The 25,748-nt window shown below is 57.8% G+C and carries 23 protein-coding genes; 12 read left to right on the plus strand and 11 right to left on the minus strand.

From position 1 onward, the window contains the following. Positions 1-118: 118 nt before the first annotated feature. Positions 119-1,861, minus strand: coding sequence for an IS1634 family transposase (locus ACOERD_RS19605; protein WP_419737624.1), 1,743 nt, complete (start codon positions 1,859-1,861; stop codon positions 119-121). Here ACOERD_RS19605 and ACOERD_RS19610 point away from each other — a divergent pair. Beyond that, a complete protein-coding gene (locus ACOERD_RS19610; protein ID WP_419740129.1) occupies positions 1,854-2,018 on the plus strand; it encodes a hypothetical protein in 165 nt (54 codons plus the stop codon). The two genes, ACOERD_RS19605 and ACOERD_RS19610, sit on opposite strands and share 8 nt — an antisense overlap. 11 nt (positions 2,019-2,029) lie before the next feature. Here the strand turns inward: ACOERD_RS19610 and ACOERD_RS19615 are convergent, their stop codons facing one another. Together ACOERD_RS19615 and ACOERD_RS19620 are read right to left on the minus strand one after the other, a co-directional pair. Continuing rightward, on the minus strand, positions 2,030-3,340 hold the full coding sequence (locus ACOERD_RS19615; protein ID WP_419740130.1) for an HlyD family type I secretion periplasmic adaptor subunit: 1,311 nt from the start codon (positions 3,338-3,340) through the stop codon (positions 2,030-2,032). Next, positions 3,324-5,207, minus strand: a complete 1,884-nt coding sequence (locus tag ACOERD_RS19620) for a type I secretion system permease/ATPase (RefSeq protein WP_419740131.1) — start codon at positions 5,205-5,207, stop codon at positions 3,324-3,326. Before ACOERD_RS19620 ends, ACOERD_RS19615 begins: the two co-directional genes overlap by 17 nt. Positions 5,208-5,287: 80 nt before the next feature. On the opposite strand from ACOERD_RS19620, the gene ACOERD_RS19625 reads away from it, so the two are divergent. Further along, a complete protein-coding gene (locus ACOERD_RS19625) occupies positions 5,288-6,418 on the plus strand; it encodes a tyrosine-type recombinase/integrase (RefSeq protein WP_419740132.1) in 1,131 nt (376 codons plus the stop codon). Between the two features lie 62 nt (positions 6,419-6,480). Further along, on the plus strand, positions 6,481-7,527 hold the full coding sequence (locus ACOERD_RS19630; protein WP_419740133.1) for a tyrosine-type recombinase/integrase: 1,047 nt from the start codon (positions 6,481-6,483) through the stop codon (positions 7,525-7,527). Positions 7,528-7,940: 413 nt separating this feature from the next. Here ACOERD_RS19630 and ACOERD_RS19635 read toward each other — a convergent pair whose 3' ends face one another. Then, a complete protein-coding gene (locus tag ACOERD_RS19635) occupies positions 7,941-9,122 on the minus strand; it encodes an ISNCY family transposase (protein WP_419737600.1) in 1,182 nt (393 codons plus the stop codon). Positions 9,123-9,200: 78 nt separating this feature from the next. Beyond that, positions 9,201-9,575, minus strand: coding sequence for a hypothetical protein (locus ACOERD_RS19640; protein ID WP_419740134.1), 375 nt, complete (start codon positions 9,573-9,575; stop codon positions 9,201-9,203). A 535-nt stretch (positions 9,576-10,110) separates the two neighbouring features. Between ACOERD_RS19640 and ACOERD_RS19645 the strand changes: the two genes are divergently transcribed. Then, positions 10,111-11,436 (plus strand): hypothetical protein, encoded by a 1,326-nt coding sequence (locus tag ACOERD_RS19645; protein ID WP_419740135.1) that lies wholly within the window; start codon positions 10,111-10,113, stop codon positions 11,434-11,436. 132 nt (positions 11,437-11,568) lie between these two features. Here the strand turns inward: ACOERD_RS19645 and istB are convergent, their stop codons facing one another. The 4 genes from istB to ACOERD_RS19665 form a co-directional block, all read right to left on the minus strand. Then, the gene (gene istB, locus ACOERD_RS19650; protein WP_419737606.1) at positions 11,569-12,300 is read right to left on the minus strand and encodes an IS21-like element helper ATPase IstB; all 732 of its coding nucleotides are present in this window, start codon (positions 12,298-12,300) and stop codon (positions 11,569-11,571) included. Next, positions 12,287-13,135, minus strand: coding sequence for a Mu transposase domain-containing protein (locus ACOERD_RS19655; protein ID WP_419740136.1), 849 nt, complete (start codon positions 13,133-13,135; stop codon positions 12,287-12,289). The genes istB and ACOERD_RS19655 overlap by 14 nt, the downstream gene beginning before the upstream one ends. Beyond that, positions 13,114-13,626, minus strand: a complete 513-nt coding sequence (locus tag ACOERD_RS19660; RefSeq protein ID WP_419740137.1) for a hypothetical protein — start codon at positions 13,624-13,626, stop codon at positions 13,114-13,116. Before ACOERD_RS19660 ends, ACOERD_RS19655 begins: the two co-directional genes overlap by 22 nt. Positions 13,627-13,764: 138 nt before the next feature. After that, complete coding sequence (locus ACOERD_RS19665) at positions 13,765-15,507, minus strand: IS1634 family transposase (protein ID WP_419737624.1); 1,743 nt, start codon at positions 15,505-15,507, stop codon at positions 13,765-13,767. Between ACOERD_RS19665 and ACOERD_RS19670 the strand changes: the two genes are divergently transcribed. The 8 genes from ACOERD_RS19670 (at position 15,500) to ACOERD_RS19705 (ending at position 22,753) form a co-directional block, all read left to right on the plus strand. Then, positions 15,500-15,775 (plus strand): hypothetical protein, encoded by a 276-nt coding sequence (locus ACOERD_RS19670; RefSeq protein WP_419740138.1) that lies wholly within the window; start codon positions 15,500-15,502, stop codon positions 15,773-15,775. The two genes, ACOERD_RS19665 and ACOERD_RS19670, sit on opposite strands and share 8 nt — an antisense overlap. 315 nt (positions 15,776-16,090) lie before the next feature. After that, a complete protein-coding gene (locus tag ACOERD_RS19675) occupies positions 16,091-17,254 on the plus strand; it encodes an NAD(P)/FAD-dependent oxidoreductase (RefSeq protein ID WP_419740174.1) in 1,164 nt (387 codons plus the stop codon). A gap of 39 nt (positions 17,255-17,293) precedes the next feature. Then, entirely contained in the window at positions 17,294-17,977 is a 684-nt protein-coding gene (locus ACOERD_RS19680; RefSeq protein WP_419740139.1) for a glutathione S-transferase family protein, read from the plus strand. Between the two features lie 134 nt (positions 17,978-18,111). Continuing rightward, positions 18,112-19,635: an ABC transporter substrate-binding protein gene (locus ACOERD_RS19685; RefSeq protein WP_419740140.1), complete on the plus strand. Its 1,524-nt coding sequence runs from the start codon at positions 18,112-18,114 to the stop codon at positions 19,633-19,635. Further along, on the plus strand, positions 19,632-20,315 hold the full coding sequence (locus tag ACOERD_RS19690) for an ATP-binding cassette domain-containing protein (RefSeq protein ID WP_419740141.1): 684 nt from the start codon (positions 19,632-19,634) through the stop codon (positions 20,313-20,315). The genes ACOERD_RS19685 and ACOERD_RS19690 overlap by 4 nt, the downstream gene beginning before the upstream one ends. After that, positions 20,294-21,034 (plus strand): ABC transporter ATP-binding protein, encoded by a 741-nt coding sequence (locus ACOERD_RS19695; RefSeq protein WP_419740142.1) that lies wholly within the window; start codon positions 20,294-20,296, stop codon positions 21,032-21,034. The genes ACOERD_RS19690 and ACOERD_RS19695 overlap by 22 nt, the downstream gene beginning before the upstream one ends. Next, the gene (locus ACOERD_RS19700) at positions 21,031-21,969 is read left to right on the plus strand and encodes an ABC transporter permease (protein ID WP_419740143.1); all 939 of its coding nucleotides are present in this window, start codon (positions 21,031-21,033) and stop codon (positions 21,967-21,969) included. Before ACOERD_RS19695 ends, ACOERD_RS19700 begins: the two co-directional genes overlap by 4 nt. Continuing rightward, the gene (locus tag ACOERD_RS19705; protein ID WP_419740144.1) at positions 21,962-22,753 is read left to right on the plus strand and encodes an ABC transporter permease; all 792 of its coding nucleotides are present in this window, start codon (positions 21,962-21,964) and stop codon (positions 22,751-22,753) included. Before ACOERD_RS19700 ends, ACOERD_RS19705 begins: the two co-directional genes overlap by 8 nt. 592 nt (positions 22,754-23,345) lie before the next feature. Here the strand turns inward: ACOERD_RS19705 and ACOERD_RS19710 are convergent. Both ACOERD_RS19710 and ACOERD_RS19715 read right to left on the minus strand, forming a co-directional pair. Next, positions 23,346-24,086, minus strand: a complete 741-nt coding sequence (locus ACOERD_RS19710) for a dCTP deaminase (protein WP_419737952.1) — start codon at positions 24,084-24,086, stop codon at positions 23,346-23,348. 293 nt (positions 24,087-24,379) lie between these two features. Next, the coding region (locus ACOERD_RS19715) for an IS1634 family transposase (protein WP_419740145.1) at positions 24,380-25,748 on the minus strand (1,369 nt) is incomplete at its 5' end.

Here is a 25,748-nt window from a genome sequence, read left to right on the forward strand (position 1 = left end):
TGATTTCCTGACTTCCGACATTTTTTCGTATAAGTCATTGATATTATTATGCCTTGGTTGCCAAAAGGCACTACACGGACTTTTTTCGCCAGCGATTGTTTCGGAGTGTTGAGGGAGCTCAGGCTTTGGTCTGGCCAGTTTTTCGGGTGCGCCCGGGGGGTATCTTGAAAGGGGCTTCGTTCCAGGTCAGGCCGACGCAGGTGAGGATGCGTCTGGCATCGACCGTGGCATGGCTTGGCATGCCGTAGCGGTCAGGGGTGCCTTTGTGGCGCAGGATCGAGAGCTGCAATGCGTTCAACTCGTTGCGGATACGAGCCGGGCTCATCGGGTGTCCGAGCAGGTCCAGATGCTTGCGCAGGTGCTGCAGGCAGCAGAAGGCCATGTAGCAGATGGCGATATGGGCCCGGACCCGACGCGGCGACCAGTGATAGATGGGCCGGATTTTCAGATCGTGCTTGTTGGTGCGGAAGCAGGCTTCGATCTCCCACAACTGGTGATAGCGGGCAATGACGTCCTGTGCCTCCAGTTCGTCCGCACCATGAACAACAATGGCATGCAGCCCGTCCCATTGTGCCGCTGCCTTGATCTTTGCATCATCCAGCGTGACGTCCCCGCTGTCGGGGAAGGCCAGGAAGCGGCCATATCCCCGGCTGCTGAAGCTGCCGGGTTTGCGAGAGCGCTTGAGCTTCTTGTGCAGCTTTTCGATTGCCTTGTCGCGCTTGTGGGCATCATTGCGTGCCCGGGTGGGTGACCAGGTCACAATGACCCGCGCTCCCTCCTGGTCGATCACCTTGTACCAGCCCTTCTCGGTTGCCTCTTCAGAACCGTGTCCAGCCCAAGGCTGGCGTCCCTCCGGGCTCAAAATGTTCGCCTTCACGGCGGCCGGGGCGGACTTCATGCGATAGCCGAGGATGTAGGGCAGACCCTTGTTCTGCAACATCTGCTGGTTGTCCTTGCTGAGCATGGCGGCATCGGCCACGAACGTGACCCTGGCCACGTCGAAGCGTCCCTCCAACGCCTTCAGCGCAGCTTCCAGCGTATGACCTTCCCAGGTGTTTCCCGGGAAGAGTTCATAGCCCACAGGCAGCCCATCGGAGGTGACGATCAGCGCCAGCATGACCTGAGCGCGGTGATGCTTGCCATCCTTGCTGAAGCCCTTGGCCAGAAGATGATCCTGCTCGACCCCGTCCGCATCCTCGGCCGGGTCCTCGCGCTCGGTGTCAAAGGCCAGGGTCGTGCAATCGTAGAACAGCACGGTCACTGGCCCGCCCAGCAACTTCTCTGCCGCCGCGTGAGAGGTTTTGCAAATCCCGTCTATCACCGGCGTATTGATGTAATCCATGCTCCGATAGACCACGTCCAGATTGAGCGTGATGCCTGCCTGGTTCTCCAACGCCTCCACGGTCGCGCGCTTGCTCTCGGGCTGTGCGATCCGCGCCATAACCAGCTCTTTCACAATGCGATTGGCACTTTTACGCGCCGCCCCCAGAAGGGCCCCCCAACCCAGTTGGTCATACATCGTCCCCATGACATCCCGCAGACCCAGAGAGACCCGCGCCTCCTCACGGCACTCGGCAAGATCAACGCCAAGCTTGTCCGGCCGCGGAGCGCGGCGCACCAGCGCCTGCAGATCGGCATATTCCGTGGGCGTGAACAGTTCCATTTGCGGCGAGCGATCAATGCGTAATTGCTCCATCAAGCGGCCCGCCAGACGCTTGATATCCTCAATCTCGCTGTCGTTATGGGCCACACCCACATGGCGCAGGATCTTCTGGCGTACCTTGGAGCCGGTGCGGACGGATTCAACGATCTGGATCCGTGTGCGGTTGAGCTTTGCGTCATGTTTGGTGCGGATGAACATGGGCGAAGAGGTTAGCCATCTGAAGGCCCATGTCAATACTTTTTATAATAATGGGGCACTACAACGCGCCTCTGAGCAACCACACCTGAAAACAAACCAAAAACCCAGTCAGATCAACAAAAAGGTCGGAAGTCAGGAGTTGAGTGTGGAGCTGTGACCAAGCCTGCGCTATTCCCGCAGCGCTTGGTCCTTAATCTTCACGACCGGTTGGATCAAATAGTCCAGAACGGTTTTACGCCCAGCCAGAATATCGACCTCGGCAATCATGCCGGGAATGATTTCAACGGCGACACCGGAGGCGTCGAGCATCGTGCCATTTGTCCGGATCTCGATGACAAAGACCTCTTCGTCGTTGCGCTCGGACCGGGTGATGGTATCTGCGCCAATACGAACAATTTCCCCGCCCAGCCCGCCGTAGCGGGCGAAATCATAGGCGGTGACTTTGACTTTGACGGGCTGTCCAGCATGAAGAAACGCGATATCTTGCGGGCGAACATAGGCTTCGACCAGTAGACTGTCATCCAATGGAACGATCTCGATCAACTCCTCTCCGGTGCGCGCAAGGCCACCAAGAGTGGTGCGGTGTATACGGTTTACGATGCCGCGCGCCGGGGATTGAACCTTGGCTCGAGACGCTCGATCCTGTAGAGCTGGCAGTATTGGTTCCAGGGCGGACAGCTCAGCTGTCGCAAGGGCGAGGTCGGTCAGAGCATTGCTCCGAAATCTACTGCGCGCCGCTCGGATTCGGTCATCAATCTCTTCCAGACCAGTTTTTAGTCGGCTGGTCGCAGCTACGGCTCTGACCTGGCGGCCCCTCCATTCTGCCTCACTGCGCCTAAGGGCCAGAAGCGTGGTCGCGGGTTCCATTTTGCTGGCGACCAGAGGCGCCATTATCGCCCGTTCCTCAGCCAGAACATTCAGTGTCTCTTCCGCAGTGACCTGATCTACCAATCCTTCCTCGTATTCCCCATGGCGTTGTTGTTGCTGTCGCAGCAAGATATCAATTTCAGCCTGCAGTTCGGCTTGCCTGCCTTGGTACAAAACCGTTTCCGATTGAACTACATCCGGGGCGCCTGTGACGAGCGCAGTGTCAAACTGAAGGTCGCGCCCCTCGATCTCGGAGTGTAGCCGCTGGATCCGAGCCATCAGGCCATAAGCACGTTGTTGTTCCTGATTCAACTGACTGTCGATTTGCGTCGTGTCGAATTCCATCAACAAGGTGCCGGCTTGAACCACTTGGCCTTCCCGCACGTGCAATGCCTTCAAAACGCCTGGCTCTATTGCCTCGATGATCTGGATGTCTCCAGATGGCACAATCCGGCCATCTACGCGGGTTACGTCGTCCAACTCGGTCAGATACGCCCAAAGCCCGGCCGTGAGGAGGCATGCGAGAATTGCCACAAGCAGAAGAGAATTTCGCAAAGGCGACGCTCCGCGCGTCGCGCGTGCCAACGAGGCAAAATCATGATACTGCGACATTCAGGTGCCTCCTGTTTTGGCGTGCATGTTGTGACAGAAGGCTTTTTGGCCCGTCTTTCGCGATTTGACCGTCGTCAATGACGATAACGCGGTCCACCAGTTCCAAGAGGCTAGGACGGTGCGTGACGATCACCATCGTCGTGTCTGGGGTCGCCTGTTTGAGGCGGTTCAGAACGCGCGCTTCGGTTTGAACATCCATGGCGCTTGTCGGCTCATCCAGCAGCAGAACCGATGGCTTGCCAATCAAGGCTCGCGCCAAAGCAATCGCTTGTCTTTGTCCGCCAGAAAGCCCTTCGCCCCTTTCCGCAAGCTGTTGATCATAACCTGCTGGATGGCGCGCCGCAAAATCCTCAACTCCCGCAATTTGCCCGGCTTCGATCACTTCTTCGTCGCTCGGTCTGATGGTGCCACTGGCGATGTTTTCGCGGATCGAGCCGGAAAACAGCCAAATATCCTGTAGAACTGAGCCGACACCTTGTCTTAGATCACCAGGGTCAATTTGCCGAATGTCCAAGCCATCCAGCATGACCGATCCGACCCGAGGCGTATAGAGGCCCAGCAACAGTCGCGCTATCGTGCTTTTACCCGAGCCAATTTGGCCAAGAATTGCGACTTTCTCACCAGGGTTGATGGTGAAGGAAACACCTTTCAACGTATCTTCGGATTGATCCGGGTATGCGAAATGGACGTTGCTAAAAGAAATCGCGCCCTTGAAGCGTGAACGGCCGATCCAGGTTCTGCCTTCCGGTCGCTCACTGTCTGCCCGCATAATCTGGTTGAGGTTTCGAAAAGCGCTGCGCGCCTGATTGTATCGCGTTAAAGTTTGCGCCAATTGCCCCAATGGAGCCAAGGCACGACCCGTCAACATGACAGCGGCGATCAGGGCGCCCATGCTGGCTTGACCTTCCGTGACGCGGAATACGCCATAGAAAACGATCATGACCTGCGCCACCTGTTGCGTGAGGCCGGTCAGGTTCAGGGCGAATTGTGTAATCGCGCGACTGCGAACGCCGTGGTTCGATTGTCGTTCTATCGCGCTTTCCCAACGGGAACGCATCTGACGATCAGCAGAGGTGGTCTTTATGGTTTCAAGGCCAGAGACGGCCTCAACAAGAACCGATTGCTTGGATTGACCATCCTTGAATTGCCGCTCGGCCAACCGCGATAGCATAGGTTGGGCGAGCAAGCCGGTCAGCAGCACGATAGGTACCACCATCGCAGGAACGATGGCCAGCGGGCCGCCCACCAGGTAGATCACGAAGACGAAAAGAGCGATGAAGGGGAGGTCGACGATTGCCACCAATGTTGCGGACGTGAAAAACTCGCGCAGAGTTTCGAACTCGCGAACTGTATTTGCCATCGCGCCGGTCGATCCGGTGCGAGATTTCATTTGAATATCGAGTAACTTGTCAAAAATGCGCCGTCCCATCAGCCGATCGGCCTTTTGACCGGCCTGATCAATGAAACCAGCTCTTAGAATCTTGAGTAGGAAATCGAAGCCAAGGGCGAGACCCACGCCAATGGTGAGTGCAATCAGAGATTCCGTTGCTTCGTTGGGAAGAACACGGTCATAGACGACCATAATGAAGATAGAAGTTGAAAGCCCTAGAAGATTGGCGAGCACTGCAGCGAGAATGACTTGGCAATAGGACCATCTACTGGCCGCCAAAGCAGACCAGAACCAATGTCCAGACCTTTGGGCCTCGTTATTCTTCAAGATATCTTGATGGTCTCGGCGAAATAGAATTGCGTAGCCGGTATACGCTTTTTCCAACTGTTTCTGTGGAATTGTTCCGGTTCCCGGCCCTATGCAAGGGTCGTACACCATTTGCCGCACCTTCGGTTCTAAATCACTGAAACAGTGCATGTTTTATCCTCTCTATGTCGAGGTTTCGGGCGAAACCCTGCGTGGTTTTGTCCGGGATTGCAACCGGATGGAGGGATATTATGCCGAGATTGACGGACGCGCGCGTGCGCGACCTGCGCGCCAGAAAAACCACACGCAATGTCAGAGACACCACCCTTGCGGGCTTTGGTGTCAGGGTTCTGCCCGGCGGCGGAAAGCGGTTCTTTTTGCACAGCCAGCACGAGGGGCAGCGTGTCTGGAAGATTCTGGGCGATCCGGCCACTATGTCGGTTGCCGAGGCCCGCGCGCGGGCGCAGGCCCTGCTGGTCTCGCTCCGGTCGGGGCAGCGCGACGGGGAGATGCTGTTTGAGAGAGTTGCGGAAGAGGCCTTCCGCCGCCATGGCCGACAGTGGAAGCCGGGTACGCTCATGGTCAACCGGAGCTATCTCAAGAACCACATTCTTCCGCGCTTCGCGGGGCAGCGCATTGCGGATATCACGCGGCAGGACGTGCGGGACTGGTTTGCCGCGATGCACGCAACGCCGGTATCGGCGGATCGCTCGATGCCAGTGCTGTCGGTCATCATGACGGTGGCCGAGATGGACGGGCTGCGCCCGGAAGGGTCCAACCCCTGCAAGGGGATCAGGCGCTACCGGCGCAGGAACAGGGAGAGGTTTCTGTCGGAGGCCGAGTTCGGACGCCTTGGCGCGGCGCTGTGCTGCGCGGCCCCATCCCCGGCCGTGCCGCTCATTCGGCTGCTGGCGCTGACGGGATGCCGGTCGAGCGAGATCAGGACACTTCGCTGGGCAGAGTATCGCGACGGGCATATCTTTCTGCGCGACAGCAAGACGGGTCCGCGCACGGTGTGGCTGTCGGAGGCGGCGCGCAGGGTCCTTGACGCGCTTGCCCGCACATCGCCTTGGGTGTTTCCGTCCGTCCGGGGTGCGGGCCCGATGCCGGGTGCGACGCTCACCCGGGCATGGTTCAGGCTGCGCGTGCAGGCCGGTCTGAGAGATGTGCGCCTGCATGATTTGCGGCACTCCTATGCAAGTGCGGCCATCGCGAGCGGGGAAACCGTTCTGGCAGCGGGTCGGCTTCTTGGGCATAACAGCCCCGAAACCACCCTCAAATACGCCCATCACACGCAAAGTGATGTGGAGAATGCCGCCGCCGCGATGGGGGCGGTTCTCGGAGGAACGCGGAGAGGAACAGGGGGAGGAACCCGGCCATGAGCAAGGTTCGGTTGACGGATGCGCGGGCACGGAGGTTCAGACCGTGTGCGCGGGAATATTGCGTGCAGGACAGCGCGGTGCCGTCCCTGAGCCTTCGGGTCTATCCCACGGGGACGAAGACATGGACCTGCACGGTGGCGGGACGCAAGGTCTCGCTGGGCCGGATTGAACTGATGCCCGCCTGCGCCGCGCGCCGGGAATGTCACCGGTTGCAGGTCGAGGGGGTCGCGCCGGTCCGGGACCTGCCCACCTACCGGGGCTTTGCGCTGGATGTGTGGCACAAGACATGGTCCACGCGCTGCAAGCCATCCACGGTCAGGGGGCGGGATCACATTCTGGCGCGGCAGCTTCTGCCCGCGTTCGGAGCGCTTCGGATTGACCGGATCACGCGACAGATCATCGAGGACTGGTTTGCCGCCTATAGCGCCTCTGCGCCCGGCGGCGCGAACCATGCGCTGAAACTTTTGCGCCAGAGCCTGAACTTTGCCCTTGAGCGCGGCCTCATCGACAGCAACCCGGCGGGTTTTGTGCTTCCGAACCGGCGCGCCAAGCTGACGCGGTTCCTGTCGCGGGATGAAATCGCGCGGCTGAACGCGGCGCTTGACCGGCACAGCGCAGGGCGCACTGGCGTGCAGGCTGACATCATCCGGCTTCTGCTGCTCACGGGCTGCCGCAAATCGGAAATCACCCATCTCAGGCGCAGCGAGGTCGATGGCAGCCGCCTCAGGCTGGAAGACAGCAAGACGGGTCCGCGGATTGTGTATCTCAGCGCCGAGGCCCGCGCCATCGTTGAGAGGCGCATGAGGGGAGCCGGGGCATATCTGTTCCCCTCGCCGCGCAACCCGGCGCGGCCCGGCTCGGGAGAGTTGAGGCTCTGGTACAGGATCAGACGGGAGATCGGCATTGAGGACGTGCGTCTGCACGACCTGCGACATTCCTATGCCAGCCAATCTGTGATGGCGGGTATTCCCCTGCCGGTGGTGTCGAAGCTCCTGGGTCACAGCCAGGTCACGATGACGCTGCGCTATGCCCACAGCGCAGACAGGGACGTCGAGGCCGCAGCCGAGCGGGTCGGGGCGCGCATTGCCGGGCTGTTGTGGTCTGGCTGAGCGCTTTGCCTGTCTTATGATGCGTGGAGGCGTCCGGTTTATTGGAAGCCCCTTCCAGTTTGCCATTCAGGGCGGGCCGTTCTGGCGGTTGGATCGTAATATGCCTAGCTGGCCTTGGGTTTTGCCACAGTTCAGACAAAATTTTGACAATATTTTGACACTGTGGGAAATTTCTGCAACCTTTGATTGCGGCTCGTCAATAAACGCGGCGAACAAAGAGAGCAGTATGGGGATGGGGATTTCGCGTGTTAGCGACATTAGCGACAATCAGCGCTGTCGAGAACATTCTGAATTGTCCGGTGTAGGTAACATGCCAATTGTCCGCTTCAGTTGATTGCGCGGTGGCCCAATTCGGAGGGAGCCGTAGGCGACCGTAGATTTGGGCCACCGCGTTCGCGCCACGTCGAAGCGGGTCACGCGACTTTGTGTTTGCTATCCTCCTGTGTGATGGGTGATCCGTCAGGCTGGTAGCGGCCAATGCATCTCGGGCCGTGGAAGATGACCAGTTGACCATCGGGGTATTCGTGGACCCTGACCTTCGCCTTGACGAAATGATGACGGTGCCTGTCTGCCGCGATCTGCATGACCAGGCCCTTGTAGCGCACCGTATTGTCGTTGCCGACGACGCGGTCTTCCTGCACACACAGGGTGTCGCGCACATTGCCTGTAAACGGCACGAAGGCCGAGGTCGTATCCTCCGGCTCCCTTGCAAACAGGGCATTGTGTTCGGGAAGATAGACCTCTTTCAGGAACTGATTGGCCTCTTCAATGGTTGTGATCCCATGGGACCGCAGTTCCTGCGGCAATCGGTTCTGGAACGTGCCAAACATGCGTTCAGACCGTCCACGGGCCTGCGGTGAATAGGCCGGGATCAGCTCAATGCCGAGTTGCTGCAAGGCGCGCCCGACCTGGGTCAGATTGTCCTTGTCCACTTTGCCGCCCGCTTCGGGCGTATGCCAGTAATGAGAGCCCCGATCGGCATAGAGCGAGCAAAACAGACCTTGCGCCTCGATCACCTCTGTCAGCCCCTGAAAACTGCTCATCGTCCCTTCTTCCTCGACAAAGAATGCCGAATAAACCCGGTTGGTGGCATCGTCCATGGTGACGATCAGATCCCACCACTGACCCGGAACCCATTCATGGCTGGAGCCGTCCTGATGCAACATCATGCCAACCATCGGACGGCGGGGCCGCTTGCGCCGATGGGCACCTCGTCGGGGTGCTGCCTGAACCCGGCCGTGGCGCTGCAGTGTAAGCCGCACCCAGTTGTAGCTCTGTGTGAAACCATGGTGGGCCACCAGCTTCTCGTGGAAATGCTTCGGCGTGTAATCCCAGTACTTGGTATCAAACAGTTCAAGCATCTCCATGACCTTATCCGTGGCAACACGATTGTTGGCCAGTTTGCCAAGCCGACGGTCGTACAGACCTTCTGCACCATCCGCCTCAAATCGATCCTCCCAACGCCTGACGGTGCGCACGGATACACCCAGTATCTCAGCCGCCTGTTCTTGCGTCAGCTTGTTCGCGCTTCGCCGCGAATACACATCTTCAAACTTCATCAGTCGAACTTCCTGTAACACTTCTGCTCGGTTCATAACGCCTCCTCTCAGAGACAGAATAGAACCGGACAGATCGCATGTTACATACACCGGACATATCGCGTGTTAGCGACATTAGCGACAATCAGCGCTTGACAATGCGCAGTTGGGCGATATCGTCGCTCGTCGCTCGTCGCTCGTCGCTCGTCGCTCGTCGCTCGTCGCTCGTCGCTCGTCGCTCGTCGCTCGTCGCTCGTCGCTCGTCGCTCGTCGCTCGTCGCTCGTCGCTCGTCGCTCGTCGCTCGTCGCTCGTCGCTCGTCGCTCGTCGCTCGTCGCTCGTCGCTCGTCGCTCGTCGCTCGTCGCTCGTCGCTCGTCGCTCGTCGCTCGTCGCTCGTCGCTCGTCGCTCGTCGCTCGTCGCTCGTCGCTCGTCGCTCGTCGCTCGTCGCTCGTCGCTCGTCGCTCGTCGCTCGTCGCTCGTCGCTCGTCGCTCGTCGCTCGTCGCTTCATGTCTGTTGAGGGCCTGTCAGATTGGGGCGCGGTCTCACGGCGGGTAGAGCGCGCCCGGTTCGGGCTTTTCCGATATTGTGATCCCTGTCGTTGCGCTGGCGATTTTGTGCCTCGCGCAAGCCTTCGTTTGTGTTGTGCTGCATGTGTCCGGCAGACCTTGAGCCGGCATGCGGCTGCAGGCGCGTTGGCGCTCCAGCGCAGGGAAACCTGCACGACCTCGATACATCGCGCCTGTGCGGAATGGTTGAGGTTTCATTGCGTGTCAGTCGTCGCGGCTTCGGAGGCACGCTTTGCCACCCCCTTTGGCTCTCTGGCTGTCCTGCTGCTTCCGTCTTTGTTGGACAAGACAGAAAACAAAGCGTTTGCTGGCCCGATTGAGGCAGCCTTCGCTGTCTTTCGTCGCTGCTTCAGGCGCGCCCTCTGCCAATCCCTCTGCCAATCCCACTGTCATCAGGCTTCCGACTGCCCTTCATCCCCGCTCTGGCGGGCAAGACACATGCTGTAATCAACCCTTTCTTATGGAGACCCCCTCACCATGACCCAAGCACAACTTTCGACTGTATCGACTGGCGCGTCTGCGTCTCAATCCGTGATTGTATTCCCTGAAGGGGTTCAGGGTTTACTGGTTCCGCTTGGTCCGAACGTGATCGCACGCACCTTCCGGCAAGGTGATGACCTTGTGATTGTTTACCAGGATGGTCGCCAGGTTCAAATTGCCGGTTTTTTTGACACGGGTGATCGTGTTTTGGTCGCGCAGGACCCGGAGAGCGGGGATCTGTTCGAGGTCAGCCTCGCGCCGGACGGTTCCCTGATCGGGGTTGAGCCGAGGTCCGTTGCGGATATTGCGGAGCTACTTGGCGCGACGCAGGAGGAGGTTGAGGCGCTGTCTGCAGCCCATGGGGCGGATGCGGATGCCGGGTTTGCCGACAGCGATCACGTGACGCTTTCAACACAATCCGGTGTCGAACTGGCCGCAATCAATCCGGGCCTGGTCGCTGCGGGAATTCTCGGCGCAGGTGCAATCGCCGCCATTGCAACCAGTAGCGGTGGATCGAGTTCGAAGAGCGATGGCAACAACCCGACCCCAACACCGGACACAACATCGACAGAGACCACCGACCCAGGCACGACGCCTGCCCAGGGACCCGGCGGTGGTGATGCGGATAGCGACGCTGCGACTGTGACGGCGATTGACCGCGAGAATGCCTTGGGCGACATCGCGGCCTATGCCGAGGATCAGGGCAATACTGCGCCGACGGTTGATACCTACGCCACGGCGGGCGTGACGGGCGTGACGGCTGACAATCTTGCGGCAGTGAATGCGGCGATTGCAACAGGGGGCAGCAGTGCCTTTGTGCCCGATACTCTTGTGGAACCGACGGTCTTTGTTCAGGGCGTCGTGAACCGAGTGATATCCTCGTCGGAAACCGGTGATGGTGAAAACCAGACCTCACCAACAGATACAACATCTACAGAGACCCCCGATGGAACCGGCGACGGTGATGTGGGCGGGAACGCTGATGCAGCAGTGGCTGCGGCGACAGCACTGGGGACCATCGCGGATTACGCTGATGATGACGCGAACAATCCTGCGCCGGATGCGGCGACCTACACCACGGCGGGCGTGACGGGCGTGACGGATGCCAATCTCGCGGCGGTGAATGCGCGGGTTGCAGGTGCAGAGCGCGAGGGTGCGGACACGGTGGCCGAACTGGATGCGCTGGTTGGGCTGGCCAACGGCGATGTTGCGGCGGCAGCGGCTGCGACGGCAGCACTGGGGACCATCGTGGCCTATGCCTGTCAATCGGCATTGAATAATGACCCCCCATCGGCGTCCAAATTTGACCCCCCTTGGAGCTAAGAGGGGCGTTGAGGGGGTCGTGTTTAGGTTGATTCAGGAGGGGGTGGACAGCAGGTCAAACCGAAAAGAGAGCGTAGCTCGACTGAAGGTTTGACCTGCTGTCTGTTTTGAATTTATTCCCCGATTTCGAGGTTAGTCGCGGTGGTTAATTCGCCAGCTTTCGTTCCCGGTTTCGATGATATCGCAATGGTGTGTCAGTCGATCCAGGAGAGCAGTGGTCATTTTGGCATCTGTGAACACACTCGGCCATTCAGCAAATGCGAGGTTGGTTGTTAGCAGAATAGACGTTCGCTCGTACAGTTTGCTGATGAGATGGAAGAGTAATCGTCCACCAGACTCTGCGAACGGCAGATAACCGAGTTCGTCTATAATCACGAGGTCGACGCGGATCAGCTGCTCGCTGAGCCGCCCGGCGTTGCCTTCGCGATGTTCAGCCTCCAGCTTGTTCGCGAGATCCACAGCGCTGAAGAACCTGACCCGCCGGCGGTTATTGACCGCGTGGCCCCCGATCGCTGTTGCGAGATGCGTTTTGCCCGATCCGGTTCCACCGACCAGCACGCCATTCCTGGCCTGGTCCATAAAATCGCCGTCATGAAGATTGCGCACGACTTCCTCGTTGACGGGGCTGACCGTGAAGTCGAACTCAGGTAAGGACTTGCAGACCGGGAACTTTGCGGCACCCATCTGATACCGGATCGAGCGCGCAGTCTTTTCGGCCAGTTCGGCCGTGAGGAGTTCGGCCACGACCTGTTGGGGCCGCCAGTTGTTTTTGGCTGCGGCCTGCATCACTTCGTCAAAGCAGTTGACGATGCCTGGCAACTTCAGTTGACGGGCAAGTTCGAGAATTTCCTTACGCAGTTGCATGGGAGCCTCCAAGCCTGTCATAGCGAGCGCAATCCGCGATCGGTGCCATTTTCAGCTGCAGGTGGGCAGGCGGCTCAATCGCCTTTGGCGGCGGGGGATTGGTGCGCCGAGAGACAATGTTCAGGATCGCATCGGCCTTGCGCAGGCCAGATTTTAGAGCTTCTTCGCAGGCAGCCTCGACCACATCAATGTCGTGCTGGTAAGCAGCGAAAAGAATATCGGCAAGTTGCCGGTCTCCGTCGGATGTGCCCCGCAGATGGGTCCAGATCTGCGTCATTGCCGGTGGTAGGTCCCAGTCACGGAACGGTGCTCCATTGCGCAGAGCGCCAGGCTTGCGCTTGAGGACGGGCACATAGTGCCAAGGGTTGAAGATCGTTTTTCCTCGGCCGAAGCACCGTTCGTGCTCTCCGACAATCTCACCGTCTTGGCGCAGGACAATCCGCGTGGCGTAGACCTGCAACTGGACCTGACGTCCAACAGCTCTTGCCTCAACGCTGTATTTGTTTCTTTCGAAGTTGATCAGGCAGGTTCGGCTCACGGCGACCGTCTTTTCACGGAACCCGACGAAGGGCTTCTGCAGATGCGTCAGCAGCGGCTTTTCCTGCTGGAACTCCTCCCAGACCGTCACCTCCAGGTTTTCCGGATGCCGCAGTTCTTTTGCGCGTTTGATCGCGTCTTTTTGCAGCCGGGCATTCAATTCATCGAAGTCGGCCACCTCCAGACGCGGTGTAAAACTATAGGCGCGGCTCTCCTTGACCAGATTCTCAACCTGACCCTTCTCCCAACCGGCCGCGCGCGTACAGGCGATCGGGTTCACCAGATGATGAGAACACATCCGGGAGAATGCCTTGTTGAACTTTCTTTCCTTGCCGACAGGATCGCATCGACGGCGGTCGTCATGTTATCGTAGATCCCGTTGATGCAGCCTCCACCAAAGAATTTGAAGGCCTCGTCGTGGGCATCAAAGACCATCTCCTGCGTCTCGCGCGGATAGGCAATGGAGAATGGCATGCGGCTATGGCAAAGTTTGAAATGGGCAACCTTCACGGTCGTGAGTGCACCGTCCATCAAAACCGTCTCCACACTCCAGTCGAACTGGTACGCCTCCCCAGGATCAAAGATCAGCGGGATGAACGCCTGCGCCTGTTGTCGGCCGTGCGCAATGCGCCAATTCTTTGTGTAGCGTCGAACACTGTCATACCCGCCGCCAAAACCATCATCGGAGAGTTCCTTCCAGATTTTGGTCATCCGCTTGCGGTGTTTCTTCGGAAGCGCCTCGTTCTCCTCAAGCGTTTCATCCAGACGCGCGCGCCAAGGCCCGAGCACCGGGTATGGCTGCGATTTGCGCTCATCCTGACTTCCGACATTTTTTCGTATAAGTCATTGATATTATTATGCCTTGGTTGCCAAAAGGCACTACACGGACTTTTTTCGCCAGCGATTGTTTCGGAGTGTTGAGGGAGCTCAGGCTTTGGTCTGGCCAGTTTTTCGGGTGCGCCCGGGGGGTATCTTGAAAGGGGCTTCGTTCCAGGTCAGGCCGACGCAGGTGAGGATGCGTCTGGCATCGACCGTGGCATGGCTTGGCATGCCGTAGCGGTCAGGGGTGCCTTTGTGGCGCAGGATCGAGAGCTGCAATGCGTTCAACTCGTTGCGGATACGAGCCGGGCTCATCGGGTGTCCGAGCAGGTCCAGATGCTTGCGCAGGTGCTGCAGGCAGCAGAAGGCCATGTAGCAGATGGCGATATGGGCCCGGACCCGACGCGGCGACCAGTGATAGATGGGCCGGATTTTCAGATCGTGCTTGTTGGTGCGGAAGCAGGCTTCGATCTCCCACAACTGGTGATAGCGGGCAATGACGTCCTGTGCCTCCAGTTCGTCCGCACCATGAACAACAATGGCATGCAGCCCGTCCCATTGTGCCGCTGCCTTGATCTTTGCATCATCCAGCGTGACGTCCCCGCTGTCGGGGAAGGCCAGGAAGCGGCCATATCCCCGGCTGCTGAAGCTGCCGGGTTTGCGAGAGCGCTTGAGCTTCTTGTGCAGCTTTTCGATTGCCTTGTCGCGCTTGTGGGCATCATTGCGTGCCCGGGTGGGTGACCAGGTCACAATGACCCGCGCTCCCTCCTGGTCGATCACCTTGTACCAGCCCTTCTCGGTTGCCTCTTCAGAACCGTGTCCAGCCCAAGGCTGGCGTCCCTCCGGGCTCAAAATGTTCGCCTTCACGGCGGCCGGGGCGGACTTCATGCGATAGCCGAGGATGTAGGGCAGACCCTTGTTCTGCAACATCTGCTGGTTGTCCTTGCTGAGCATGGCGGCATCGGCCACGAACGTGACCCTGGCCACGTCGAAGCGTCCCTCCAACGCCTTCAGCGCAGCTTCCAGCGTATGACCTTCCCAGGTGTTTCCCGGGAAGAGTTCATAGCCCACAGGCAGCCCATCGGAGGTGACGATCAGCGCCAGCATGACCTGAGCGCGGTGATGCTTGCCATCCTTGCTGAAGCCCTTGGCCAGAAGATGATCCTGCTCGACCCCGTCCGCATCCTCGGCCGGGTCCTCGCGCTCGGTGTCAAAGGCCAGGGTCGTGCAATCGTAGAACAGCACGGTCACTGGCCCGCCCAGCAACTTCTCTGCCGCCGCGTGAGAGGTTTTGCAAATCCCGTCTATCACCGGCGTATTGATGTAATCCATGCTCCGATAGACCACGTCCAGATTGAGCGTGATGCCTGCCTGGTTCTCCAACGCCTCCACGGTCGCGCGCTTGCTCTCGGGCTGTGCGATCCGCGCCATAACCAGCTCTTTCACAATGCGATTGGCACTTTTACGCGCCGCCCCCAGAAGGGCCCCCCAACCCAGTTGGTCATACATCGTCCCCATGACATCCCGCAGACCCAGAGAGACCCGCGCCTCCTCACGGCACTCGGCAAGATCAACGCCAAGCTTGTCCGGCCGCGGAGCGCGGCGCACCAGCGCCTGCAGATCGGCATATTCCGTGGGCGTGAACAGTTCCATTTGCGGCGAGCGATCAATGCGTAATTGCTCCATCAAGCGGCCCGCCAGACGCTTGATATCCTCAATCTCGCTGTCGTTATGGGCCACACCCACATGGCGCAGGATCTTCTGGCGTACCTTGGAGCCGGTGCGGACGGATTCAACGATCTGGATCCGTGTGCGGTTGAGCTTTGCGTCATGTTTGGTGCGGATGAACATGGGCGAAGAGGTTAGCCATCTGAAGGCCCATGTCAATACTTTTTATAATAATGGGGCACTACAACGCGCCTCTGAGCAACCACACCTGAAAACAAACCAAAAACCCAGTCAGATCAACAAAAAGGTCGGAAGTCAGGAAATGCTGCACAGCAACGAATGGCTGCTCTTGCTGTTTAGCCGCTTGCCAGGCCAGCTATCATTGCGCCTTGCGCGACAAGGTGCACAAGCACGAGCGCTTTGTAATTTCATATTGCGCCGACGGCGATGAATTGTCCCAAACGGCAGATGAGAACGGACAACCGAGCGGCGAATTAGAGTGCACATAGTGATAGGGTGGTAGCAGAGGAGCGATGTTTTTTGTGAGCATGGGGCCAGGAGGCTATCTGCCCAAAGCGCAGCCCCTGACATTGGTTTTTGCCGATGCCGCTGAGTATAGTCTGTTTGGCTTAAGGGACACTTCAGACGGAAAACACTGTTTTCCGAACACCTCATAGACTACAGGTCAATTGGTTCAAGCGAGTCGTCAAAGTTTTAGGCGCAGGCCAGACGTCAAATAGAACAACACTTCGGGATAAAGAACGTGATGTACAGGATTGCTGTGGTAGGCCGTGGCTTGATCGGTGGTGCGGCGGCGCGCCATTTGGCTGAAGGAATCGATGGCGTCGTTTGTATAGGACCTGATGAACCAGAGAAGCGTGCCGATCACAGAGGCGTCTTTGCCAGCCACTACGATGAAGGTCGCATGACGCGCCATGTCGATCCGATGCCTGAATGGGCCAACACTGCCGGGAAATCGATTGAGCGCTACAGAGATTTGGAAGCGCGTAGCGGGATCAGCTTCTATTCACCTGTGGGCTATCTCGGGCTTGGTGTGCCGGGCTCGCAATACAACGCCTTTTGCGCAACTACCGGTGAGCAGAACGGAGTGTCGGTGGAAAGACTAAACGCAGCGGAGATACGGACCCGCTATCCTTATCTTTCGGTGCAGAATGATGCTGACGGCTTGGTCGAAACCAATGGTGCTGGATACATCAGCCCGCGACGCATGGTTGAGGCACAGACACGCCTGGCTGAAAAGGCTGGCGCAACCTGCATAAAACAGGCCGCGCGCAGGATAAATGCTACCTCGAAGGGCGTAGATATCGAGCTTTGGGATGGCTCCAACGTGATTTCTGAAAAAGCGCTAATCGCCGCTGGAGCCTTCACCGCACCTTTGGGGCTCAGCCCTGTAAACCTCGGGCTCACGACTTATGGGCGCACAGTTGTTCTGGTTCAAATCGAAGGCGAGGCTTCACGCGTCTTGCAAGATATGCCGACGATGATCGACACCAGCATCGGCGCCTATATCCTCCCTCCCATTCGCTATCCTGATGGAAAAAGTTACTTGAAAATTGGGGTTGGTGACACGTCAGACCCGCAGTTCGCTTCCCTAGAAGGGTTGCAAAACTGGTTCAAAGGCGAAGGTCTGGCTGCGAACCGAAACGATTTCACAGCGCGCCTGAAAGAACTCATCCCAGTTCTGGAAACCTGTCCGACGTGGAAAACCGACACCTGTGCGGTTACCGCGACAAAGAGCGGGCTCCCAATCATTGACACTGTACTGGACGACAAGATCGCGGTCGCCGTTGGAGGATGCGGCAAAGGTGCAAAAGGGGCGGATGAATGGGGACGCATCGCGGCTGGTGTCGTGCGCGGATTGCCCTGGTCGTCCGAAGTGCAACAAAGCAAACTGGCGGGCCCGAAATAATCTCCACATCTCAGACAAGCGACGAGAAAACTCAAGCTGATGAAATACAGATTGCACAATCGCCTCGGCTCCGGCGGTTTCGTCATACAAGCCGCCCTTGCTGCGGCGAAGATTGATTTCGACTACGAACCTATAGTGTCGGTCCCAAATGCTCCTTTGGGTGCAAAAGTCGAAGGGTTGAACCCCTGGGGTCAAGTGCCGATCCTTGAACTGGAAGATGGAACCCGCTTGACCGAGGTCGCGGCTATTCTGGCACATCTTTCCTTTGTTGAACCATCCCTCCGACAAGGCCCCGAGCTTTGGATTGACAACCATCCCATGTTCTTAAGGTGGTCAGTCTTTTTGTCGGTAAATGTTTATGAAGGTATTCTGCGCCGGAGTTATACTGATCGATATTTCAGCGAAGTCTCCGATGAGAGCGACCGTGCATCGATTGAAGCCTCAATCCGCAAAGCGGCCTGGGAAAGAATCCACGCGGCGTTCCAGTGTATCGAGACCGAAACATCGGGTCACATGTTTCTGTTGGGCGACCGTATGTCCCCCGGCGACATCTATCTTGCTATGCTCTACGCTTGGTACAACCAAAAGCCAGATCTCCCGAAATGCACGTGGATCACTACTCAGGTCGCCACGCACCCAGAGATCGGCCCGATCTGGGAGCAGAACTTCCACGACAGGTTAGACTTCAAGTGGCACGAGCTAAGAGTACAGGGTCTCAAATAATGTTATGTAATATCATTTTTTGTTTGCGAGTTTAGATTTGCTCGCGTACTCCCTTTGCAGCCCGCGCCACCGCTGCTCGCGTTGTCAATTTGGTGCTAGCTGAACTTCTGCAACCGCAACCCTAGGATTCATAGATGTCATTCGCAAAACAGCTCGCCTTTGCCTCTGCTTTGGCTTTGAGTTCCGTTGTGCCCGCCGTGGCCCAGCAGGACACACTTACCATTTCTGGTGGCTTTGGCCCCGACACCGAAGTGCCTGATCCCCGCGAAGGGTATAACGGCTGGATGTCGAACAGACTGGGCGTTACCGAAACTCTGATGGGTCTCGATTTCGATTTGAATCTCTACCCACGCTTGGCAGAAAGCGTTGAACAGTCCTCGCCCACCACTTGGCGTGTCACGCTCCGCGATGATCTAACGTTCCACGACGGCATAGCTGTAACGGCTCAGGCCGTAGTTGATGCAATCACACCAATCTCGGAAGAAGGGGCAGCTGGACACAACAAGCGGATTGCAAACCTTTTGGACCTCGCCGGGATTTCCGCAGACGGCGACAACGTTGTTGTATTTGAAACCAACAGCCCGAACTCGGCCTTCCCATGGACCTTGTCCGAACCCGGCATCGCAGTTCTGGGCGGCGCCTCTGATGAGTATCCGATCAACGGGACCGGCCCTTTTATCTTCAAAGAAGTGGTGCCGGACCAACTCTACCGCGTTGAAGCAGACGAAGACTTCCGCATGGGCACGCCTGCTTTGAAAGAGGTGAGTGTTGTCTTCTCCGATGACCCTGGCACTCAGGCGCTCGCCTTTGAGGCAGGCGAGGTCGACATAGTCATGAACTACCCGGAAACGGATTTCGAGCGCATTCAGGAGGGAGGCTCGGTCGGTATGTCCGGTCCCACGGCACGCCTCTTCTTCTATACCGTGAACGCCAAAAGCGGCCCTATGTCGAACCCGTTGGTGCGCAAGGCCGTGTCAGTCGCCATTGACCGTCAGGGTATTGTGGATGCGGCCCTCTCTGGCGTTGCTGGCGTCCCAGCAGGCACTATGTTCCCCGAAGGCAAAGGCTGGGCGGCTGATATTCCGGCGGTCTACGATATGGCTCAAGCTGAGGCGCTGCTAGCCGAGGCCGGTGCTGTGAAACAGGGTGGCAGCTGGATGCTCGATGGTGAGCCTCTGGAAATCGATATTGTCACCTACTCCAGCCGGGCGTCCCTGGCGCCTACGGCAGAGCTCACGCAGGCCTTCCTGCAAGCTATTGGTATAAAATCAAATATCCGCGTTGGCGAATATGATGCAAGCAATGATGCAATTGCCGCAGGTGAGGCCGACATGTTCTTGCAAGCATGGGTGATGACCCCTCAGGGTGATCCCGGCGCCGTACTCGAAACGCTTCTTAAAACCGATGGTGGTTCCAACGCAGGGGGTTACTCGAACCCTGAGCTGGACGCGCTCTTGGATGCAGGGCGCGCAAACTTTGAGCAGGAAAAGCGCGAAGAGATTTACCGGGAAGTGCAAGAGATCATTGCCGCAGACACTGCGCTGATCCCGGTCTTTCACAAAAGCATGCTGGTCGTTTCGCGCCCGGGTCTGAGTGGCTTTGCCGTTCACCCAACGGAATTCTACTGGCTGACTCACGAGACCAAGTGGGAAGAATGACGCTTTCCGTTTCCGGCCTGAGCGTTCAACGCTCGGGCCAAACCATTCTACATCCAACATCGCTAGACATTGAACCTCGAGACCGTATCGGCCTCGTGGGTGCGTCAGGATCTGGCAAGTCTACTTTGGGTCTTGCATTGATCGACGAATTGCTGGCCCAAGGGTATAGCGTCGCACAGGTGCCACAAAGCCCGGACGAAGCTTTGGACCCATTGCGAAGCATGGCCTTTCACTGGCGCGAGGCTGAACGTGCATTGGGGATGAGACCGGGCTCGGCTGACCAAAAGGGTCTCTTTTCTGCTCTCAATATAGCGCATGGCGACACCGGCAAACGCCCATGGGGATGGAGCCGCGGCATGCAACAGCGATTTGTCATCGCCATGGCTCTGATCGGAAAACCGGATCTGATTGTACTGGATGAACCAACATCGGCCCTCGACCCGGTGGTCGCAGCGGCATCGATGGACCTGTTGGCAAGATTTCTGACAGGGACCCAAACCGCGATGATCCTGATCACTCATGACCTCGGAATGGCTGCCAAACGCGTCTCAAAGGTCATGGTGATGGATGCCGGTCACCTGGTTGAAACGGCCTCGACAGAGGATTTATTGGATCGCCCGCAAAGCAGGGCCGCCAAGTCTCTGGTGGCACACCGTAGTTGGATGTCCCTGCCGTGCTAAACGTAGAAAATGTAACGATCCGCCGTGGCGCAGCCACCACGCTTCACGATGTTTCGCTAACACTGGCCTCAGGCAAAACGCTTGCTGTCGTCGGCGAAAGCGGGGCTGGGAAATCGACGCTTATTGGCGCGATCTTGGGTATCCTGAAGCCCGCGAAGGGCAGAATCACTTGGGACGACAAGCCCGTACCACAAGGCCGCCCCGCGCTGGTCATGCAAGAGCCGCGCTCGGCGTTCAATCCTGCTCTTTCGCTGATGCAATCGGTCAATGAGCCCCTGATTGCGCAAAGGACAAAGATGGATACCAGCCGCTTAGAACGGCTTTGCAAGGGTCTGGAATTGCCCCTTGATGTGCTCGACCGGCGGCCCTCAGAGGTTTCCATCGGACAGGCGCAGCGCGTAGGTATCCTCCGTGCACTTATCGCCAAATCTCCGCTGATCCTGTTCGACGAACCCCTCTCCGCGTTGGATGCCACCACACAGAAGCACACAGCGAGGTTGATCGCGGAACTGCAAGTCGAGGAAGGCTTTGCGGCGCTGATCGTCACCCACGATCTGGGCTATGCATGCGCCTATGGCAACGACATTGCCGTCTTGCGCGAAGGACGGATCGAGGAGTTTGGCGACGCCAGTGCATTTGTTGCTTCCCCCAAAACGGAATACGGCCTGACGCTCAGAAACGCGGCAATTGCCCTCGGCGCTTTGGAGCTTGCAGCATGATCCGCATAATTCTCGGCCTGCTGCTAAGAGCCTTCGTGGTACTGGGCGGCGCAGCCATCGCGACCTTCTCCCTCTTGTGGCACGCACCAGGAGATCCCGCTTTGGCAATTGCGCTGGCACGCTACGCCACAGTCGTCCCACCTGATGTGATAGAGCAAATTCGTGCCGAGGTCGGGCTGGATCAAGGCTTCTGGCGCGCCTTTGTCGGATGGGTGCGGCCACTAATTGTAGGCGATTTTGGCAAGTCCTCTGTGACCGGGCAGGAAATCTGGCCACAACTGTGGACCGCTATCCGTTATACCGTACCCTTGGCCTTTGCAGGATTACTGATCGGCTTGGTCGTTTCTCTACCACTAGCGATCATTGCTGCGAAAAAGCCAGGTGGATGGATCGACAGATTCGCCGTTGGCATTGCCTCGCTGGGTGTCGCAATTCCCGCCTTCTGGCTCGGGCTTTTACTGATCCTGCTTTTTTCCGTGGAACTCGGATGGCTACCAGCAATGGGCCCGCGCACATCAGCTCACATGATCCTCCCAGCTTTGACACTGGGTCTTGGCGTGTCCGCATCGCTGACACGGATCATCCGCTCGGGCATTCTTGAGGCGCGTGAGAGCGCATTCTTGCCGGCGTTCCGGCGGCGCGGCGTATCCGAACGCGCGATAGAACGTGATCATGTCGGTCCCCATGCCGCCATCCCAGTGATCACTGTGCTAGGCTTGGAGCTGGCTTTTCTGCTTGAAGGCGTGGTGGTGGTCGAGGTGATCTTTGGCCGCCCTGGTCTCGGCAGCTTTCTGGTCGAAGCAATCTTCTCTCGGGATTTCCCGAAGGTTCAGGCTGTTGTTCTTCTCACCGCCGTGGTTTTCGTTGTCGTCAACTTGCTGATCGATCTGGCCTATAGCCTGCTTGACCCCCGCATCGGAGGACACGATGCGTAGCGTAATAATCCTCGCCCTGGTTTTTGTCGTGATTGCGGTCGCTGGCCCAATGTTTGCCCCGTATGATCCGGCTGCGATCAACATTCCCAAAAGGTTGAGCCCGCCCACGTCAGAAAACTGGCTTGGTACTGACGCCCTCGGGCGGGACATCCTTTCACGGCTTCTGTTCGGGGCGCGATGGTCATTGGGTTTGGCCTTCCTCATTTCCTTGCTGGGCCTGTTCATCGGCACTGTTATTGGCCTGGTCGCTGCCTTGGGTGGCAAATGGCTGGATTGGGCCATGATGCGCGTTACCGACACTTTGCTCGCCTTCCCAGAGCTTGTCGCCGCCGTAGTGATCGCGGGTGTGCTGGGCTCCGGAACGGCCAGTCTGATCTTCGCGCTAAGCGTTGTTGGCTGGATGCGCTATGCCCGTGTCGCCCGCGGTATTGGGTTGTCACTTCAAACGCGCGGCTATGTGGTTCAAGCAGAGCTGGTAGGGCTATCGCCGCTCTATATCGCTCGCTGGCACTATTTGCCCTCGCTGATGCCCTCACTGATTGTAGTTTGGACAGGTATGTTCGCCCGTGCAATTTTAGGCATCTCGACCTTGGGCTTTCTGGGTTTCGGAGTGCAGCCCCCTATGCCGGAATGGGGTACAATGCTCCTAGATGCACGCATTCACATGCGGTCGACACCGCTACAGATGGTGTGGCCGGGGTTGGCGGTTGTAGTCTGCGTCCTCGCAATCAACTTGGTCGGCGACGCGCTCCGGGATACTCTGTCCAAGAAAGAGATCAAGTGACATCATACTGCTTTCTACGCCTTGCCTAGGTTTCACAGTAGGGAAGCTGCTAGTCAGCGAATTTAGAGCCTTGTCCAGCAAGGCAGACGTTGGCGCCTTGTAACCTTGGTTCGGCTCTCCGTCCCAAGGCAAGAATCTGATAAAGTCCGGGAGACCTCTGCATCGGGCCAAAAACATACCTGTCGTTCCAATGCAATCTCCAACACACCGGTTGCGAAACGGCTACTGCCTGCCACTACTGATTTACCATTGAGTGGATAGGGCTATCCATATGCCGGCAAACATCAGCGCACCGCCAATATTCACCCATGTATGCCCGATAGGGCATAGTTTTTTGTGCATAAAACACCGTTCCAATGACATAGGCGGCGGAGCCAGCCAAGATGCACCATAGTGTCATGATGGGTATATTCGTGAGGTCAGGTGTAGCGCGACAGAATTATTGCTCAATCCGCGACAGTTTCGCGCCCAATCGATGTGATTTTCGCGTTGATTTCCGGTGCGACAGTTTCGTGCTCAATCGGGATTTTGTGCGGCAGTATTGTTGTCACACACCGGATGCGCACTGCTGACAGTGCAGTACAGCAGGACTCTAGGGCGCGGGGGGTGTTCCAAAGAAACTCTGCAGGAGTGACATAACAATCCACCCGACGGCGGCAACTCCAGCGGCACCCAAAATCCAGCCGATGACCTTTAGCCAAGGCTTGGCATCATTCACAATCTGCCGAATTTCATGTACATCGGAGGTCAGGATTTTCAGGTTACTGGCAAGGTTTTTGACCGAGTGATCAAGCGTTTCAACGTTGTCAATAACATCAGCAAGGTTCCGGCTGCGCATTCTCATCATAAATTCGACATCTTGTGACGGAAAGTCCTTTTGCCCTTGATATGGCCCGGTATATCCGTGCTCGTCCTCTGATGATAGCTCATAGAAAATGACCGACATGATCACCTGGCCGTATTGCAAAATAATCGGCTCCAGCGTCGGATTATATAGGGAAACAAAAATTTTTCCCTTATAGCCGGGATCGATTTGAGGACCCCCAAACGCGATGACACCCCTCCTCGCAAGACCAGAGCGGATGCCGTATGACGCGCAAATGCTGTTGGGCAGTTCAAAAAACTCTTCCGAGGATACAGACGCCCAAGAGTTGCTTTCGAGAATGAACTCATCGCCCTCTCCCCAGACATGACGACCGGCACCGGCGGCAAGAACATCGCCTATTCGACAATCGTAGCTCGCGGGCTCGATTTTAGTCTTGTCAAACGGCTCGATTTTGATCGCGCCCGTTGCGATTCTGTCACCGATATCTTTTCGTCCAAGGATTGCCATGCCTGCGCCTTTTCCTGCCTTGCAGAAAGATTAACATTCCCGACCGCACAATGGAATCCCGCGCGTTGATTTTCGCCGCGACAGTTTCGCGCCCAATCGGGTTGTTGTTTTGCCATTTTTGCTTTTGATCAGCCTCATTACTTCAGCGCAGAAAACGGCTCGGTGAGAGCGCGGCAGAAGTCCTGACTTCCGACATTTTTTCGTATAAGTCATTGATATTATTATGCCTTGGTTGCCAAAAGGCACTACACGGACTTTTTTCGCCAGCGATTGTTTCGGAGTGTTGAGGGAGCTCAGGCTTTGGTCTGGCCAGTTTTTCGGGTGCGCCCGGGGGGTATCTTGAAAGGGGCTTCGTTCCAGGTCAGGCCGACGCAGGTGAGGATGCGTCTGGCATCGACCGTGGCATGGCTTGGCATGCCGTAGCGGTCAGGGGTGCCTTTGTGGCGCAGGATCGAGAGCTGCAATGCGTTCAACTCGTTGCGGATACGAGCCGGGCTCATCGGGTGTCCGAGCAGGTCCAGATGCTTGCGCAGGTGCTGCAGGCAGCAGAAGGCCATGTAGCAGATGGCGATATGGGCCCGGACCCGACGCGGCGACCAGTGATAGATGGGCCGGATTTTCAGATCGTGCTTGTTGGTGCGGAAGCAGGCTTCGATCTCCCACAACTGGTGATAGCGGGCAATGACGTCCTGTGCCTCCAGTTCGTCCGCACCATGAACAACAATGGCATGCAGCCCGTCCCATTGTGCCGCTGCCTTGATCTTTGCATCATCCAGCGTGACGTCCCCGCTGTCGGGGAAGGCCAGGAAGCGGCCATATCCCCGGCTGCTGAAGCTGCCGGGTTTGCGAGAGCGCTTGAGCTTCTTGTGCAGCTTTTCGATTGCCTTGTCGCGCTTGTGGGCATCATTGCGTGCCCGGGTGGGTGACCAGGTCACAATGACCCGCGCTCCCTCCTGGTCGATCACCTTGTACCAGCCCTTCTCGGTTGCCTCTTCAGAACCGTGTCCAGCCCAAGGCTGGCGTCCCTCCGGGCTCAAAATGTTCGCCTTCACGGCGGCCGGGGCGGACTTCATGCGATAGCCGAGGATGTAGGGCAGACCCTTGTTCTGCAACATCTGCTGGTTGTCCTTGCTGAGCATGGCGGCATCGGCCACGAACGTGACCCTGGCCACGTCGAAGCGTCCCTCCAACGCCTTCAGCGCAGCTTCCAGCGTATGACCTTCCCAGGTGTTTCCCGGGAAGAGTTCATAGCCCACAGGCAGCCCATCGGAGGTGACGATCAGCGCCAGCATGACCTGAGCGCGGTGATGCTTGCCATCCTTGCTGAAGCCCTTGGCCAGAAGATGATCCTGCTCGACCCCGTCCGCATCCTCGGCCGGGTCCTCGCGCTCGGTGTCAAAGGCCAGGGTCGTGCAATCGTAGAACAGCACGGTCACTGGCCCGCCCAGCAACTTCTCTGCCGCCGCGTGAGAGGTTTTGCAAATCCCGTCTATCACCGGCGTATTGATGTAATCCATGCTCCGATAGACCACGTCCAGATTGAGCGTGATGCCTGCCTGGTTCTCCAACGCCTCCACGGTCGCGCGCTTGCTCTCGGGCTGTGCGATCCGCGCCATAACCAGCTCTTTCACAATGCGATTGGCACTTTTACGCGCCGCCCCC

This window comes from Ruegeria sp. (assembly GCF_965199275.1).
In the GTDB taxonomy this organism is placed as follows: Bacteria; Pseudomonadota; Alphaproteobacteria; order Rhodobacterales; family Rhodobacteraceae; genus Ruegeria.